Source organism: Streptomyces soli (assembly GCF_003999195.1).
Lineage (GTDB): Bacteria > Actinomycetota > Actinomycetes > Streptomycetales > Streptomycetaceae > Actinacidiphila > Actinacidiphila soli.
In genome coordinates, this window is the sequence record NZ_RJVR01000126.1 from 49398 (window position 1) to 61930 (window position 12533).

Sequence of the window (12533 nt, forward strand, 5' to 3'; positions counted from 1 at the left end):
AAGGCGCTGGGGGTCCCCCCGGACGGAGTCTGGGGGAGGATGTCCTCGTAGCGGAGCTACTAGGGCATTTCGGCAACGTGGGAAGCGTGCGTGCCAGGGCGTGGCCGCCCGATCAGAGGTCACCCGACAGGCTCTCAGGCCCCCATCGTCCGGGCGAAGGAATCCGGGTCGGCGTCGAACCCGCGCAGGACGGCGCGGAATTGCCAGGCGCTCGAGCCGTCGCGAATGAACTCGGCGACCGTCGCGGCGGTGGAGGTGGCGACGGGCGAGAAGTCGGTCTCGGAGAGCTTGTTGTAGCCCTCGGTGAGGCGGACGGCGGGGTTGGCGATGTCGGCGAAGGTGAGGTGGCCGCCGCGTTGTTGGATGGCTATGCCGACGAGGACGCGGGAGTAGTCGGGGGAGAGGCGGTCAAGTTCGAGGGTCATGACCTCGTCGTCGCCCAGGCCCTTGCCGTTCTTGCTGTCGCGGTTGAGGGTGATGGTGCCGTCGGGGGAGCGGCTGTCGAAGTGCACGAGGTACGCCGGCGCACCGTGCGGGCTCGCCGCACGGTAGGTGGCGGCGATGATGTCGAGGTCGCTGGGTGGGGCGCCCAGGGGGCTGGGGTCCCAGCGGAGCCTCACTTCGACTTTGGCGGCTCCCTTGTTGAGGCTGCTCACCGGACGTCCTCTCTGTGGAACTGGGCCGACCGGATGATCAGATCTCGCCGACAGGCAGACGTCAAGCCCCAGTTGAGCCGTAGCGGCGCCGGAACTTCTCTACGCGGCCGGCGGTGTCCATGACGCGGGAGTTGCCGGTGTAGAAGGGGTGGCTGGCGGAGGAGACCTCCACGTCGATGACGGGGTAGGTGTTGCCGTCCTCCCACGCGACGTGCTGCGCGGAGTCCGCGGTCGAGCGGGTCAGGAAGGCGAAGCCGGCGGAGCGGTCGCGGAAGACGACGGGGCGGTAGGTGGGGTGGATACGAATGTTCATGCGGGATCCTTCACAAGGGGAGGGGGTCAGCGCGTCTCGCGGTAGAGGACGTGCTCGCCCGCGGTGGGGTCGTACTTGCGCAGCACGAGGCGGTCGGGGTCGTTGCGCCGGTTCTTGCGCGTGACGTACGTGTGGCCGGTTCCGGCGGTGGAACGCAGCGTGATGACGGGGCGGGCGTCGTTACGTGCCATTGGCGGGCCTCCAGATCGTTTCACCGGTCCCTGGGGATGGGATTCATGTTCATCCGGTGTCTCTGGTGACCGTAACGCCATACCCCCCGCCCGCATTCCCGCCGGCCCGGTCCGGGCGATCACGGGCGCCCGCCGCGCCGGCGGCTGATGTCACAGCGGCGTCGTCCGGTGCGGTGCATCGCAAGGCGCTGGGGGCACTCTCTCCCCCAGCCTTCGGCCGGGGGACCCCCACCCAGCCGCCAGGCTGGGGGAGCGGCGAAGGGGCCGTTCGTGATCGCCCGTACAGGGCCTAGTTCAGGAGGCTGCGCCAGTTCGCGGGCACCCGGCCCGCAGGACCGGGAACGGGCTGGTCAACGGGGTGGGACTCGGGCGGGGCCAGGGGCGGGCCGGTCTCGGCGAACTCCTTGGCGGGGTAGCTCCAGTACCAGGTCTCGCCGGGCTCGAAGCTGCGGATGAGGGGGTGCCCGGTGGCGGCGGCGTGGGCCGTGGCGTGCTGGGCGGGGGAGGTGTCGCAGCAGCCGATGTGGCCGCACTGGGCGCAGCGGCGCAGGTGCAGCCACCAGCCGCCACGGGCGTCACACTCGGCACAGCCGCTCCCGCTGGGCGGGACGGCGGGGTCGATGCCGGGGATGGTGGTCATGATGACTCCTGCTGTCGGTCAGGCGCGGGCACGGGCTCAGGCTTGGGCGCAGGCTCGCGCTCCGGGGCAGTGAGCGGGAGGTGTACGCGGAAACGGGTGTCACCGGGGACGGACTCCACCTGGAGGTCGCCGTGGTGCTTGTTGACCACGATGCGCCAGGAGATGTCGAGCCCGAGGCCGGTGCCCTCGCCGACGGGCTTGGTGGTGAAGAAGGGCTCGAAGATCCGCTCGCGGATGTCGGGGCCCACGCCCGGCCCGGTGTCGCCGAACTCGACGAGGACGTGGTCACGGTCGCTGTCCAGGGCGGTACGCACCGTGAGGGTGCCGGTGCCCTCCATGGCGGAGACCGCGTTGTCGATCAGGTTCGTCCAGACCTGGTTGAGCTCGCTCGGGTAGCCGGGGATCCTGGGCAGCGTGCGGTCGTACTCCTTGACGATGGTGACGCCCGGACCGATCTTTCCGGAGAACATCTGCAGGGTGCTGTCGAGCAACTCGTGGACGTCGACGACCTGGAAGGGCGAGCGGTCCAGCTGTGAGTACTGGCGGGCGGCGCCGACGAGGCTCGAGATTCGGCTGGTGGAGTCCTGGATCTCGTTCATCAGCAGCTCGGTCTCGACGGTGTAGTTCAGCCACCGCAGCGCGCCTTCCAGCGTGCCCTCGTCCACCGCCGCCGCGACCTGCTCCAGCCAGTCGATGTCCAGCCCCGCCTGTACGAAGGTCGGGGCCAGGTCCCAGCCGCCGGCGATGCCGTGCGCGTCGAGCCAGTCGCCGACGGCGTCCTCGCGGTCGGACGCCTCCATCGGGCTGAGCGGCGGAGCCTTCGCGACCTGCTCGGCGGCGCCTTCCTGCAGGCCGACCAGGGTTTCCAGAGTGGCGCGCTCGAAGGGCCCGGCCGCGATCATGCCCAGCTTGTGACGCATTCCGGCGACCCGCTCGCGCAGTGCGGAGGTGGCGCGCAGCGCGGCGGCGGCGGGGTTGTTCAGCTCGTGGGTGAGGCCGGCCGACAGCGAGCCCAGGGCCAGCAGCCGCTCGCGCTGGCTTACGGCCTGCTGGGTGGTCCGGTTGCCGAAGAACAGCCCCTCCAGCATGTGCACGGCCATCGGGAACCATTCGCGCATCATCCAGGCGAAGGAGTCCGCCGAGATAACGAAGAAGCGCGACGGCACCGTGACCCGCAGTGAGCTGTTGTAGACCTGCGGGACCCGGTCGCCGAGGTAGGCCATGAAGGCGCCGGAGTACACCCCGGTGGCGGAGGTGCGGTTGACCTCCACATCGTCCTCCCCGACCCGCCGGGACAGGACGACCGTGCCCTCGAGCAGTACGTAGAAGCAGGTCGCGGCGTCGCCCTCGGCGTACACCTGGCCGGGGCCGAAGAGCTCCACCCGGCCCTCCCCGCAGAGCCACACCAGCTGCTCGTCGGACAGCTTCTCGAACAGGAACAGCGAGCGCAGCTCGTCCACGCCGCACGGCATCGCCTGCGAGGTCTGCGGGGCCCGCGACGGCTGGGCGGGTGGCAGCGGCTGCGTGGTCACAGCCGCTCCAGATACCGGTGCACGAGCATGACGGCCATGGCTCCCTCTCCGACGGCGGACGCGACTCGCTTGGCGGACTCGGCGCGTACGTCGCCCGCGGCGAAGACCCCGGGGACGGATGTCTCCAGGTGGTACGGGGGCCGGTCCAGCTCCCAGCCCACGGGCGGCCGGCCTTCCGTGGACAGGTCGGGGCCGGCGATGACGAAGCCGCGGCTGTCGCGCATCACGACGCCTTCGAGCCAGTCGGTCCGCGGGGCGGCGCCGATGAAGACGAACAGCCACTGGGCGTCGACGAGCTCGGTCTGCCCGGTCTTCGTGTCGCGCAGCAGGAGCCCTTCCAGGTGCTTGTCGCCGTGCGCGGCGGCCACCTCGGTGGACGTACGGACCGAGATGCCGGGTACGCCGGCGACCTGCTCGATGAGGTAGTGCGACATCGACGCGGTGATCGACGATCCGCGCACCAGGATCGTCACGGACTTCGCGCCCTTGGCGAGGTAGACCGCGGCCTGCCCGGCGGAGTTCGCCCCGCCGACGATGTAGATGTCCTGCCCTTCGCAGGCGGTCGCCTCGGTCAGCGCGGAGCCGTAGAAGATGCCGCGACCGGTCAGCTCGGCCACGCCGGGCGCGTCAAGCTGCCGGTACGAGACGCCGGTCGCCAGGATCACGGTGTGTGCCGCGATGGCGGACCCGTCCCAGAGCCGAGTGGCGCGGGACGGGCCGTTGATCTCCAGGCCGGTGACCTCGCAGGCGGTGAGCAGCTCGGTGCCGAACTTGGCGGCCTGGCGGCGGGCGCGCTCGGTCAGCTGGGCCCCGGACACGCCGTCCGGGAAGCCGAGGTAGTTCTCGATCCGGGAGCTCTGGCCTGCCTGGCCGCCGGTCGCGGTGCGCTCGACCAGTACGGTACGCAGCCCCTCGGAGGCGCCGTAGAGGGCCGCGCCCAGGCCGGCCGGGCCGCCCCCGACGACGATGAGGTCGTAGAAGTCCGCAGACGGCGTCGTTGACAGCCCCACGCGGGTGGCCAGCTCCTGGTCGGACGGCTTCACCAGCGGCTCTCCCTCCGGCGTGAGCACCAGCGGCAGCCGGAGCCCGTCCGCGCCGGCGGCGGCGAGCAGGCGCTGCCCCTCCGGCTCCTCGGAGGCGTACCAGCGGTAGGGCACCTGGTTGCGGGCGAGGAACTCGCGGACCCCGGACGAGCGCGCCGACCAGCGGTGCCCGACGACCTTGATCGCCGGCGTAGGCCGGTAGTCCGAGGCCAGCCACGTCTGCAGCAGGTCGTCCACGACCGGGTAGAGCTTCTCCTCCGGCGGGTCCCACGGCTTGAGCAGGTAGTGGTCGAGGTCGATCACATTGATCGCCTCGATGGCCGCGCCGGTGTCGGCGTACGCGGTGAGCAGGACCCGCCGCGCGCCGGGGTAGATGTCCATGGCCTGTTCCAGGAACTCGAGGCCGTTCATCCGTGGCATGCGGTAGTCGGCGAGGATCACCGCGACCAGGTCGCCCCGCAGCTTCATCTGCCGCAGGGCGTCGAGTGCCGATTCCCCGGCCTCCGCGCGCACCACACGGTACTGCTCGCCGTACCTGCGCCGCAGGTCACGGGCGACCGCGCGGGACACCCCGGGGTCGTCGTCCACGGTCACGATGACCGTCCGTGTCGCGCCGCCGGGCTCTGTCACTGGCATCCCCGCCCCGAATCGTCGGTGTCACCTGGATCACAGCACCACCCATCGTAGGCACCCGGGGCCCGCCTCGCAGGCCGACGGTGTTCGGCGGTCCGCGGCGGTCGGACGCCCTACGCCTGGTACTCGGTGAGGTCGATCGCGTGGACGCGCAGCGGGTGGCCGTAGACGGGGTGCGTGGTGACGCGCTCCGGCGTCATGCCGAGCTTGCGCATCACGTTCTCGGAGGCGTCATTTCCGACCCGGGCGATGCTGACGACGCGGTCGAGGCCGCGGTCCTCAAGGGCGAACTCCAGCGCGGCGTGGGCGGCCTCGGAGGCGTACCCCTGGCCCCAGAACTGGGTGCCCAGGCGCCAGCCGATCTCCACGGCGGGCAGCACCTCCGGCAAGAAGGTGGGCACGGACAGGCCGGTGAACCCGGCCAGCTCGCCGGAGGCCAGCAGTTCGACGGCGAAGAGGCCGAAGCCCTCCTCGTCCCACTCGTCCTCCCACCGCTCGATGGCTTCCGCCGTCTGCTCCAGGTCGCGTACGGAGCCGTCGCCGATCCAGCGCATGACCTCCGGGTCCGCGTTGATCTCCGCCAGGGGGGCGAGGTCGTCGTCGGTCCAGCGGCGCAGCAGGAGGCGGGGGGTATGGATCTCGGTCATGGCCCCATCCTGTCCAAAGCGGGGCCCGGGGCGTTAATCGGCCTCCGTACGCCGCCGCAGCAGCCCCCGGATGACGTCGCGGGCGCGGCCGTCCCTGGTGTCCTTGCCGTGGCGCGGTATCCGCAGCGTGACGGAAGTGCCTTCCTGGGGTGCGGAGTGCACTGTGAGGTGTGCGTTGAGCAGGTCAGCGCGTTCATGCATCGCCGCCAGGCCCATGCCTCCGGAAGCGGTCTCGCGAGGCGGAGAGCAGATGGCGGCCGCGGCGGGAGGGTGCGTCATCCCGCTGCCGTCGTCCGTGACCTTCGTGAAGAGCGTGTGGTCGTCGCTGCCGAGTTCGACGCGTATCCGTGTCGGGTTGGCGTGCTTGACCGCGTTGGTCACCGCTTCCTGCACGATGCGGTAGACGTGGGCCTGTGCCTCGGGCCCCAGTTCCGCGTCGAACCGGCCCCAGTGTGCCCCCACGCGCAGTTCGGCATCGATACCGAAGGTGGCCGATGTACTGCGGCACAGCGCCTCAAGAGCCGGCCGCAGTCCGAGTTGGTCGAGGGCGGCCGGGCGAAGCTCCGTGATCAGGTGTCGCAGAGACGTGATCTGGTTACTTATAAGGCCCCGGGCCTGGCCGATGGCCGCCTCCATGGCGCCGGGGCGGTTGCCGGCAGTTGCCGAGGCCAGCACGATCTGCACGGCACCCAGCTCCTGGAGCGTGTCGTCGTGCAGCTCACGGGCCCAGCGTCGTCGCTCCCGTTCTTCGCCGTCGCGGCGGGCCTGGCTCCACTCCCGCTCGAGACCGTGGCGGCGCAGAGCCGAACGGTGTCCGAGCGCGGCGGCGCAGGAAATCAGCGTGAGAGGCACGAGGTGCAGACTGTTGACCAGCGGATTGTCCACGATGTGGACCAGTAGGGTCACGGCGATCAAGAGCGAGATCCCACTGATGATCGCCAGCCAGAACCGTCGGGCTTCGGTATTCAGGGCTGCAGCCGCCAGGAAGACGACGCCGGCGGCGAGGGAGAGCGCGCATTCGGTGCGCAGCGAGTGGTAGGCGACCTCGAAGGCGAGGGCGGCCAGGAGCAGCAGTGTGCCCGCAGTCTCCACGACGGCGCCGGCGCGCGCTCGCGGCACGATGGTCACGGCAGCAGCCCGCGCTCTCGTGCCGCCATGACCAGGTCGGCTTTGGTCTCGGCATCGAGCTTGTCCCGGATCCTGGCCCGGTGCGTTTCCACCGTCCTGACGGATATGTGCAAACGCCCCGCGATTTCTTGGTTGGTGTGGCCCAGAGCGAGCAGGGACAGCACCTCCACCTCGCGCGCCGTCAAAAGGTCATCGGCTCCTGCGCGGGAGGTGGCGAGGTCGGCGACGGCCAGGTGGGCGCCCAGGGAGGGCTGGACATAGGTGGCTCCTGCGGCAACCTGACGAGCAGCCCCCAGGAGCTCCTCCGCGGCCGCTTCCTTCAACAGGTAGCCTGCGGCGCCGCCCCGCAGCGCCTCGCGCGCGAACGCAGGATCTCCCTGCATCGTGAGGACCAGAATCCGGGTGTGAGGTGACGCCTCCAGCAGTTCGGGAATCGATCGCAGGCTGGACTGGCCCGCGATGGCCAGATCCAGGACCAGCACGGACGGATGGTGCCGCCTTACGGCCAGGAAAGTCTCGGGAAGCGTAGAGCTTTCGGCGACGATGTCGAACGCCGGGTCCTGGGACAGCAGCAGCCGCATGCCCGCGCGGACAACCAGGTGGTCGTCCGCGAGTACCACGGTCAGCTGTGGCGTTGACTCACCACTGGTGACGCGGTCCGCATCCATAAGACCACCGTAAAGCCCGAGACACCTCGATAAGCTGCGGGGAACCCGCACCACCCTCGCGGCAAAGCTGCCGCCCGGGCGGGAAAGCCCCGCAACCAGTGCGGAGTAAGACGCGGCCCACCTGCGGATCAGTGCGGACGCCTCGGGAGTCGCTCACCCTGCACGCTCGGAAGAAACGGTTCATCGTGTCTCATATAGGACGAAACCATGACTTCCCCCCGCGCCGCGCTCGAAGCCACCATCGCCTCCAAGAGGCTCTTCCGCGTCGCTCAGAGCCTTGCTCTGACTGCGGTGCTCACGCTGGCCGACGCGTCCTCCGTTGACGTTGTCGAGTCTTTGTTTGACGACTCGGCGCGAACGTCTGGACAAGTGGTCAGGGGCATCCGGCTTCGCTCTGCCGCCTACCTGCGCGCGCGGGGAGGAGAGGTCAGGCATACGTATGCCGCAGACGAAGTGAGCTCGGTCCTGCCCGCGCCCCCTTCCTGGCAGGGCCTTGCCGACTTGCGCCCTCGCCTCATTCGCCGCCTGGACCAGGACAGCCGATGGCCGGCCCGCGACACGACGCGCGCCTGGCTGCTCCGCGAGGCAGGGGCGCATTCCCTCGTCGTGCTCCCGCTGGCTGTCGGGGGCGTGGTCCTCGGCGTGGTCGGTCTCTACCGGCGGGCCGACTCGGCTCCCTTCGAGGAAGACGACCTCCGAGAAGCCGGCCGGCTCGCGGACCACGCTGCGCTGTGCCTGGACACCGTCAGCCGCCACCCCAAGGAGGGTGATCCCGCCCGCCCCGCGCAACGTTCCCTACTGCCTGAGGAGCTCCCGACGCTCAGCGCACTCGAGGCAGCCGAAGGCCATCTCCCGGCAGAGGACTGCGCCGGACAGTGGTTCGACGTCCTCCCGCTGTCCAGCGCCCGGGTGGCCCTGGTGGTGGGCGCAGCAGAAGGGAGAGGCGTGCACGCCGCGGTCCGAATGACCCAGCTGAGAGCGGCGATCACCGCACTCGCGGCTCTCGACGTGTCGCCCGACCGACTGCTCGCCCACCTGGACGACGTGCTGATTCGCCTGGCCCGTCAACACCCGGCCCTACGCAGCCGTTCCCGCAACCAGGAGCAGACAGGCACCAACTGCCTGTACGTGGTCTATGACCCGGTCACCGGGCACGGCACCGCGGCCCGGGCGGGCAGCCCCTCTCTGGTGATCGCCCACCCGGACGGCACCACCAGCGCGCCCCGCCTCGCCACCCGTAGCCCTGTGGGTACTGATGGGGACGCTAACGGCCGGCCCTTCGAGTCCACCGGGTTCGATATACCCGCGGGCAGCACTCTGCTTCTGTACAGCGGTAGTTCCGACGCGTCGCAAGGTGCTCCCGGCCCGGCGGCGGAGAGGCTCCGCGGGGCTCTTACTCGGACCGGACCGGACCTGGCGCGAGTTCTCGAGCACGTCACGCGTGACGTGCTCCCAGGCCGCGAGTCGGTCCTCCTCCTGGCCCGCACCCGGAGGTTGGAGGTGCAGGACGTCGCCACCCGGACCCTGCCACAGGATCCTGCCGCGGTCGCGGTCGCGCGCGCCTGGGCCAGCCGGCAGTTGACGACATGGACGCTTGATGAACTCGCGGACACCACCACCCTGGTCGTCAGCGAACTCGTGACCAACGCCATTCGCTACTCCGACGGTCCCATCGAGCTCCGCCTGATCCGTGACGACCGCACCCTCATCTGCGAAGTCACCGACACCAACGGCGCAGGTGCCCACCGGCTCGAGCCGCAGGTGAGCGACGAAGGCGGCCGCGGTCTGTCCATCGTCGCCCAGCTCACCCAGCGCCAAGGGACTCGCTACACCATCTCCGGTAAGACCATCTGGACCGAGCAGTGCATTGCGAGCTGAGGACGCCGGCGCCGCTCACCCGGCGGTGGCGCGGAACTGGCCCCAGAGGAGCTCGAGGCCGAGGCCGCTGATCAGCAGGCGCTCCTTGGCGTTGCTCAGCAGATCGGCGGTCCACGGGGTGAACCCGCCGTCGCCGAGGCTCAGTTCGGTGCCCCTTGGGGTGGTGGCGCGGATCTCGAAGCAGGCGCCGGTGTAGTAGCCGCGGCCCCGCGCGCGTTCGTCGTCGAAGCCGAACGCAGTACCGGGGTGAGCTTCGGCGAGGCTGTCCACCACGCGCTCCCGCAGCGCCGCGCGGTGCTGCCCGGCGGTCAGATCGGTGACGGTGACCCGCAGCTTCGAGGCCAGCGGACCGAGCGCGCGGACACGGTCGAGGAGATCCAGATGGAGACCGATCTGCCCGGCGAGCGCCGCCGTCTCGAAGCGGAACGAGCCCTCGTCGCGCCCGGCCGTGCACAGCGCCAGTAGCTGGAAGTGCGCCGCCATGCCGGGTCCGTCGAAGAGCTGGGCGCGTACGACTCGATGCGTCGCGCCCAGCCGGACCTGCTGCCGCGAGCGGGCGGAGGCTCGCAGCAACTCCCGTCGGCGCACGGCGCATTCCAGGGCCAGAACATTGGTGGCGTCCGCGACGACCTCGGTGTTGCGGACGGTCGTCAGCACCTTGTTCTGGCCGACGGTCGCCACCGCGGAGTTGGTGCCCAGCGGGCAGACCGGTGAGAGGGCGACCCCGGCGAAGCCCTGGTCGGCCAGCCGTTCGTGGACCAGGACCTCCAGGCGTGCCAGGTCGGCCGGGGCATGCGCCGAGGGCGCGGTGAAGCGGTTGCGTTCGTACTGCTCCAGCAGCCGGCCCGGGGTGACGGCGGCCGCCCGGCGCCGGTAGGCCGCCAGCAGCAGCGTCTGCAGATCCGTGGGCGACAGCCGCTCGGCGAGCGCCTCCAGCACGCCGGGCGCGCCCGCCTCGCGGAGCACCCGCGCCAGCCGGGCGTCATCCACTCGGTCGGCCGGGGCGATCCGGGGGAGTTCGCTCATCGCCCCATCGTGGCGCGCCCCGGGCCCCGGCCGCACCGGGATTACGAGTGCGCGGGCGGCGCCTTGGCGGTGCAGGTCAGCGGTACGCCGGTGGGCACCAGGCGTTCGACGGATCCGGTCGTCGGCCGGCTCCGCGAGGAGCACCGGGCGGTGGCGCGGGCGCTGACCGGGATCGAGGAGCTGCTGACGAATCTGGCCGCCGGTACGGCCGCCGGTCCGGCCGACGCCGAGAAGCTGCGAGCCGACCTGGAAGGGCCGGCATCCGAGCTGGAGACACACTTCGCGTACGAAGAGGAACATCTCTTTCCCCAACTACGATCGAGTTCCGCTCGCGAACCGCGATGAGAGGAACCCGCCATGGAGCTCCGTCTTTCCGGCAAGGCAGCTGTGGTCACCGGCGCGAGCATGGGCATCGGGCTGGCCATCACGCGGGCGCTGGCCGAGGAGGGGGTGCGGGTGGCGGCGGGCGCTCGCCACGTCACCGAGGAGCTGGCCAGGCTCGCCGAGAAGTTCCCGGTCCACCCGGTGGCGGTGGACCTCGGCACGGTGGACGGCCCGGCAGAGCTGGTCGCCGAGGCGGCGGCCGAGTTCGGCGGGCTCGACATCCTGGTCAACAACGTCGGGGCCGTGCGCCCACGGCTGGGCGGATTCCTGTCGGTGACCGACGAGGACTGGATGGCGGCGCTGAACCTCAACTTCCTCTCCGCCGTCCGGGCCACCCGTGCGGTGCTGCCGCACCTGCTGGAGCGCGGCGCCGGCAGCATCGTCACGGTCGCCTCGGTCAACTCCTTCCTCCCCGACCCGCTGGTCATCGACTACTCCGCCGCCAAGGCCGCCCTCGCCAACTTCAGCAAGTCCCTGTCCAAAGAGGTCGGCCCGCGCGGTATCCGCGTCAACACCGTCAGCCCCGGGCCCGTCGCCACCGACCTCTGGCTGGGCGCAGACGGCGTCGCCGCGACCGTCGCCAGCGCCGCCGGGGGTGAGCCCGGCGACGTGGTCGACCAGGCCGCCGGCGGTTCGGTGACGGGCCGCTTCACCCGCCCGGAGGAGGTCGCCGACCTCGTCCTGATGCTCGCGGGGGAGCGTACGGGCAATGTCACCGGTGCGGACTTCGTCATCGACGGCGGGCTGATCACCACCTTGTGACGCCGCGTGATCAGCCGGCGTAGACCACGGTGCACAGCAGATTCTTGCCGTCGTCCACCTTCCAGGCGTAATACCTGGTCGTGTCGCCGGCGACGCGACTGCAATCACCGGCGACGATGCTCCCGGAGTGCTGGTAGATGCCGGTGATGTGCATGATCTTGTTGTACGGCTTCGGGACCTTCGTGTCCGTGCAGTCCACGCCCGTCATGTCCCCCAGGCTGATCCTGGCGTTGCTGCCGCTGCCCTTCTGCTCGGCGAGCAGGCAGTAGTTCTTGCGATAGATGCGGCTCAGGCACAGCACCGTGGTCTTGCCGTCGCCGTCGGACGTATGGCTCCAGGTGCCCCGTCCCGTCCCGGAGGGGCAGCTGCTGGTGTACTCGGTGACCTCGGTGACCTTCACCAGGGCCTTCGTGCTGGAGCAGCTGGACACCGGGGCCGGCGGGACGTCGGTGCTCCACTCGTACGTGTCGAAACCACCCGAGCCGGTGTCGTAGACGGTGAGGCAGTCGCCGGCCGACACCGCCGCGAAGACGGACGCGGTGGGGTCCGGGGTGGCGATGGTCGGGTCGACGGTCGGGCCGTCGTACGAGCCGCTGCCCGTGCTGTCGTACGTGCTGCTGAAGCTGGGCACGGACGGCGACCCGGAGGTTATGTCACCCGCCTTGGAGTCGAACCATCCCGCCACGAAGCCCAGGCCCACGACCGCGACCAGCGCCAGTACGAGGGTGCCGCCGATCCCGACGATGAGGATGGCCGCCGCATTGCTCTTGCGCGGTGGCTGCGGACCGCCGGGCGGCGGCCCGTACGGCCATTGCGGACCCTGCGGCGGACCCTGCGGACCCTGCGGACCGGGTGGGCCCGGCGGCTGACCGGATGGGCCGAACTGGCCCGGCGGGCCAAAGGAATTGCTCATGCTGTCCCCCGAAGATGCGGCGTACGAGCGTACTTATGTGGTGCGCGCACGCATGCTATCCGGGCCCGTCCGGCGGTGGCTTTTGGATGGCCCGCGGGCGGACTGACGCAGCGCAGGGG

At 70.6% G+C, this 12533-nt stretch carries 14 protein-coding genes; 3 read left to right on the forward strand and 11 right to left on the reverse strand.

What is annotated here, in order from left to right; all coding sequences use genetic code 11:
• Window positions 1-134 precede the first annotated feature (134 nt).
• The 9 genes from EFK10_RS11255 to EFK10_RS11295 all read right to left on the reverse strand — a co-directional run bounded on the left by EFK10_RS11255 (window position 135) and on the right by EFK10_RS11295 (window position 7451).
• Complete coding sequence (locus EFK10_RS11255; protein WP_127355577.1) at window positions 135-656, reverse strand: TerD family protein; 522 nt, start codon at window positions 654-656, stop codon at window positions 135-137.
• 61 nt (window positions 657-717) lie between these two features.
• The gene (locus EFK10_RS11260) at window positions 718-969 is read right to left on the reverse strand and encodes a type B 50S ribosomal protein L31 (RefSeq protein WP_127355578.1); all 252 of its coding nucleotides are present in this window, start codon (window positions 967-969) and stop codon (window positions 718-720) included.
• Window positions 970-995: 26 nt separating this feature from the next.
• Window positions 996-1160 (reverse strand): 50S ribosomal protein L33, encoded by a 165-nt coding sequence (rpmG, locus tag EFK10_RS11265; RefSeq protein WP_127355579.1) that lies wholly within the window; start codon window positions 1158-1160, stop codon window positions 996-998.
• Window positions 1161-1449: 289 nt separating this feature from the next.
• On the reverse strand, window positions 1450-1800 hold the full coding sequence (locus EFK10_RS11270) for a UBP-type zinc finger domain-containing protein (RefSeq protein WP_127355580.1): 351 nt from the start codon (window positions 1798-1800) through the stop codon (window positions 1450-1452).
• Window positions 1797-3272, reverse strand: a complete 1476-nt coding sequence (locus tag EFK10_RS11275; protein ID WP_127355650.1) for an ATP-binding protein — start codon at window positions 3270-3272, stop codon at window positions 1797-1799. The genes EFK10_RS11270 and EFK10_RS11275 overlap by 4 nt, the downstream gene beginning before the upstream one ends.
• A gap of 56 nt (window positions 3273-3328) precedes the next feature.
• The gene (locus tag EFK10_RS11280) at window positions 3329-5011 is read right to left on the reverse strand and encodes an FAD-dependent oxidoreductase (protein ID WP_127355581.1); all 1683 of its coding nucleotides are present in this window, start codon (window positions 5009-5011) and stop codon (window positions 3329-3331) included.
• Window positions 5012-5121: 110 nt separating this feature from the next.
• Window positions 5122-5655 (reverse strand): GNAT family N-acetyltransferase, encoded by a 534-nt coding sequence (locus EFK10_RS11285; RefSeq protein WP_127355582.1) that lies wholly within the window; start codon window positions 5653-5655, stop codon window positions 5122-5124.
• A 33-nt stretch (window positions 5656-5688) separates the two neighbouring features.
• Window positions 5689-6774, reverse strand: coding sequence for a sensor histidine kinase (locus EFK10_RS11290; protein WP_127355583.1), 1086 nt, complete (start codon window positions 6772-6774; stop codon window positions 5689-5691).
• Between the two features lie 5 nt (window positions 6775-6779).
• Complete coding sequence (locus tag EFK10_RS11295; RefSeq protein ID WP_127355584.1) at window positions 6780-7451, reverse strand: LuxR C-terminal-related transcriptional regulator; 672 nt, start codon at window positions 7449-7451, stop codon at window positions 6780-6782.
• 207 nt (window positions 7452-7658) lie between these two features.
• On the opposite strand from EFK10_RS11295, the gene EFK10_RS11300 reads away from it, so the two are divergent.
• On the forward strand, window positions 7659-9329 hold the full coding sequence (locus tag EFK10_RS11300; RefSeq protein WP_127355585.1) for an ATP-binding SpoIIE family protein phosphatase: 1671 nt from the start codon (window positions 7659-7661) through the stop codon (window positions 9327-9329).
• A 15-nt stretch (window positions 9330-9344) separates the two neighbouring features.
• On the opposite strand, the gene EFK10_RS11305 is transcribed toward EFK10_RS11300, so the two are convergent.
• Window positions 9345-10355 carry a hypothetical protein gene (locus EFK10_RS11305; protein WP_206305408.1) on the reverse strand — a complete coding sequence of 337 codons (1011 nt, stop codon included), beginning with the start codon at window positions 10353-10355 and terminating at the stop codon, window positions 9345-9347.
• A gap of 9 nt (window positions 10356-10364) precedes the next feature.
• Between EFK10_RS11305 and EFK10_RS47270 the strand changes: the two genes are divergently transcribed.
• Together EFK10_RS47270 and EFK10_RS11315 are read left to right on the forward strand one after the other, a co-directional pair.
• Window positions 10365-10700, forward strand: coding sequence for a hemerythrin domain-containing protein (locus EFK10_RS47270; protein ID WP_164835933.1), 336 nt, complete (start codon window positions 10365-10367; stop codon window positions 10698-10700).
• A gap of 12 nt (window positions 10701-10712) precedes the next feature.
• Entirely contained in the window at window positions 10713-11501 is a 789-nt protein-coding gene (locus EFK10_RS11315; protein WP_127355587.1) for an oxidoreductase, read from the forward strand.
• A 10-nt stretch (window positions 11502-11511) separates the two neighbouring features.
• Here EFK10_RS11315 and EFK10_RS11320 read toward each other — a convergent pair whose 3' ends face one another.
• On the reverse strand, window positions 11512-12414 hold the full coding sequence (locus EFK10_RS11320; protein ID WP_164835934.1) for an LppU/SCO3897 family protein: 903 nt from the start codon (window positions 12412-12414) through the stop codon (window positions 11512-11514).
• Between the last annotated feature and the right edge of the window lie 119 nt (window positions 12415-12533).

Bases quoted from the DNA above. Each gene is read 5' to 3' on its own strand.
- EFK10_RS11270 (WP_127355580.1), bottom strand. From the start codon at position 1,800: ATGACCACCATCCCCGGCATCGACCCCGCCGTCCCGCCCAGCGGGAGC.
- EFK10_RS11275 (WP_127355650.1), bottom strand. From the start codon at position 3,272: ATGCCGTGCGGCGTGGACGAGCTGCGCTCGCTGTTCCTGTTCGAGAAG.
- rpmG (WP_127355579.1), bottom strand. From the start codon at position 1,160: ATGGCACGTAACGACGCCCGCCCCGTCATCACGCTGCGTTCCACCGCC.
- EFK10_RS11305 (WP_206305408.1), bottom strand. From the start codon at position 10,355: ATGAGCGAACTCCCCCGGATCGCCCCGGCCGACCGAGTGGATGACGCC.
- EFK10_RS11260 (WP_127355578.1), bottom strand. From the start codon at position 969: ATGAACATTCGTATCCACCCCACCTACCGCCCCGTCGTCTTCCGCGAC.
- EFK10_RS11320 (WP_164835934.1), bottom strand. From the start codon at position 12,414: ATGAGCAATTCCTTTGGCCCGCCGGGCCAGTTCGGCCCATCCGGTCAG.
- EFK10_RS11295 (WP_127355584.1), bottom strand. From the start codon at position 7,451: ATGGATGCGGACCGCGTCACCAGTGGTGAGTCAACGCCACAGCTGACC.
- EFK10_RS11315 (WP_127355587.1), top strand. From the start codon at position 10,713: ATGGAGCTCCGTCTTTCCGGCAAGGCAGCTGTGGTCACCGGCGCGAGC.
- EFK10_RS11280 (WP_127355581.1), bottom strand. From the start codon at position 5,011: ATGCCAGTGACAGAGCCCGGCGGCGCGACACGGACGGTCATCGTGACC.
- EFK10_RS11300 (WP_127355585.1), top strand. From the start codon at position 7,659: ATGACTTCCCCCCGCGCCGCGCTCGAAGCCACCATCGCCTCCAAGAGG.
- EFK10_RS11285 (WP_127355582.1), bottom strand. From the start codon at position 5,655: ATGACCGAGATCCATACCCCCCGCCTCCTGCTGCGCCGCTGGACCGAC.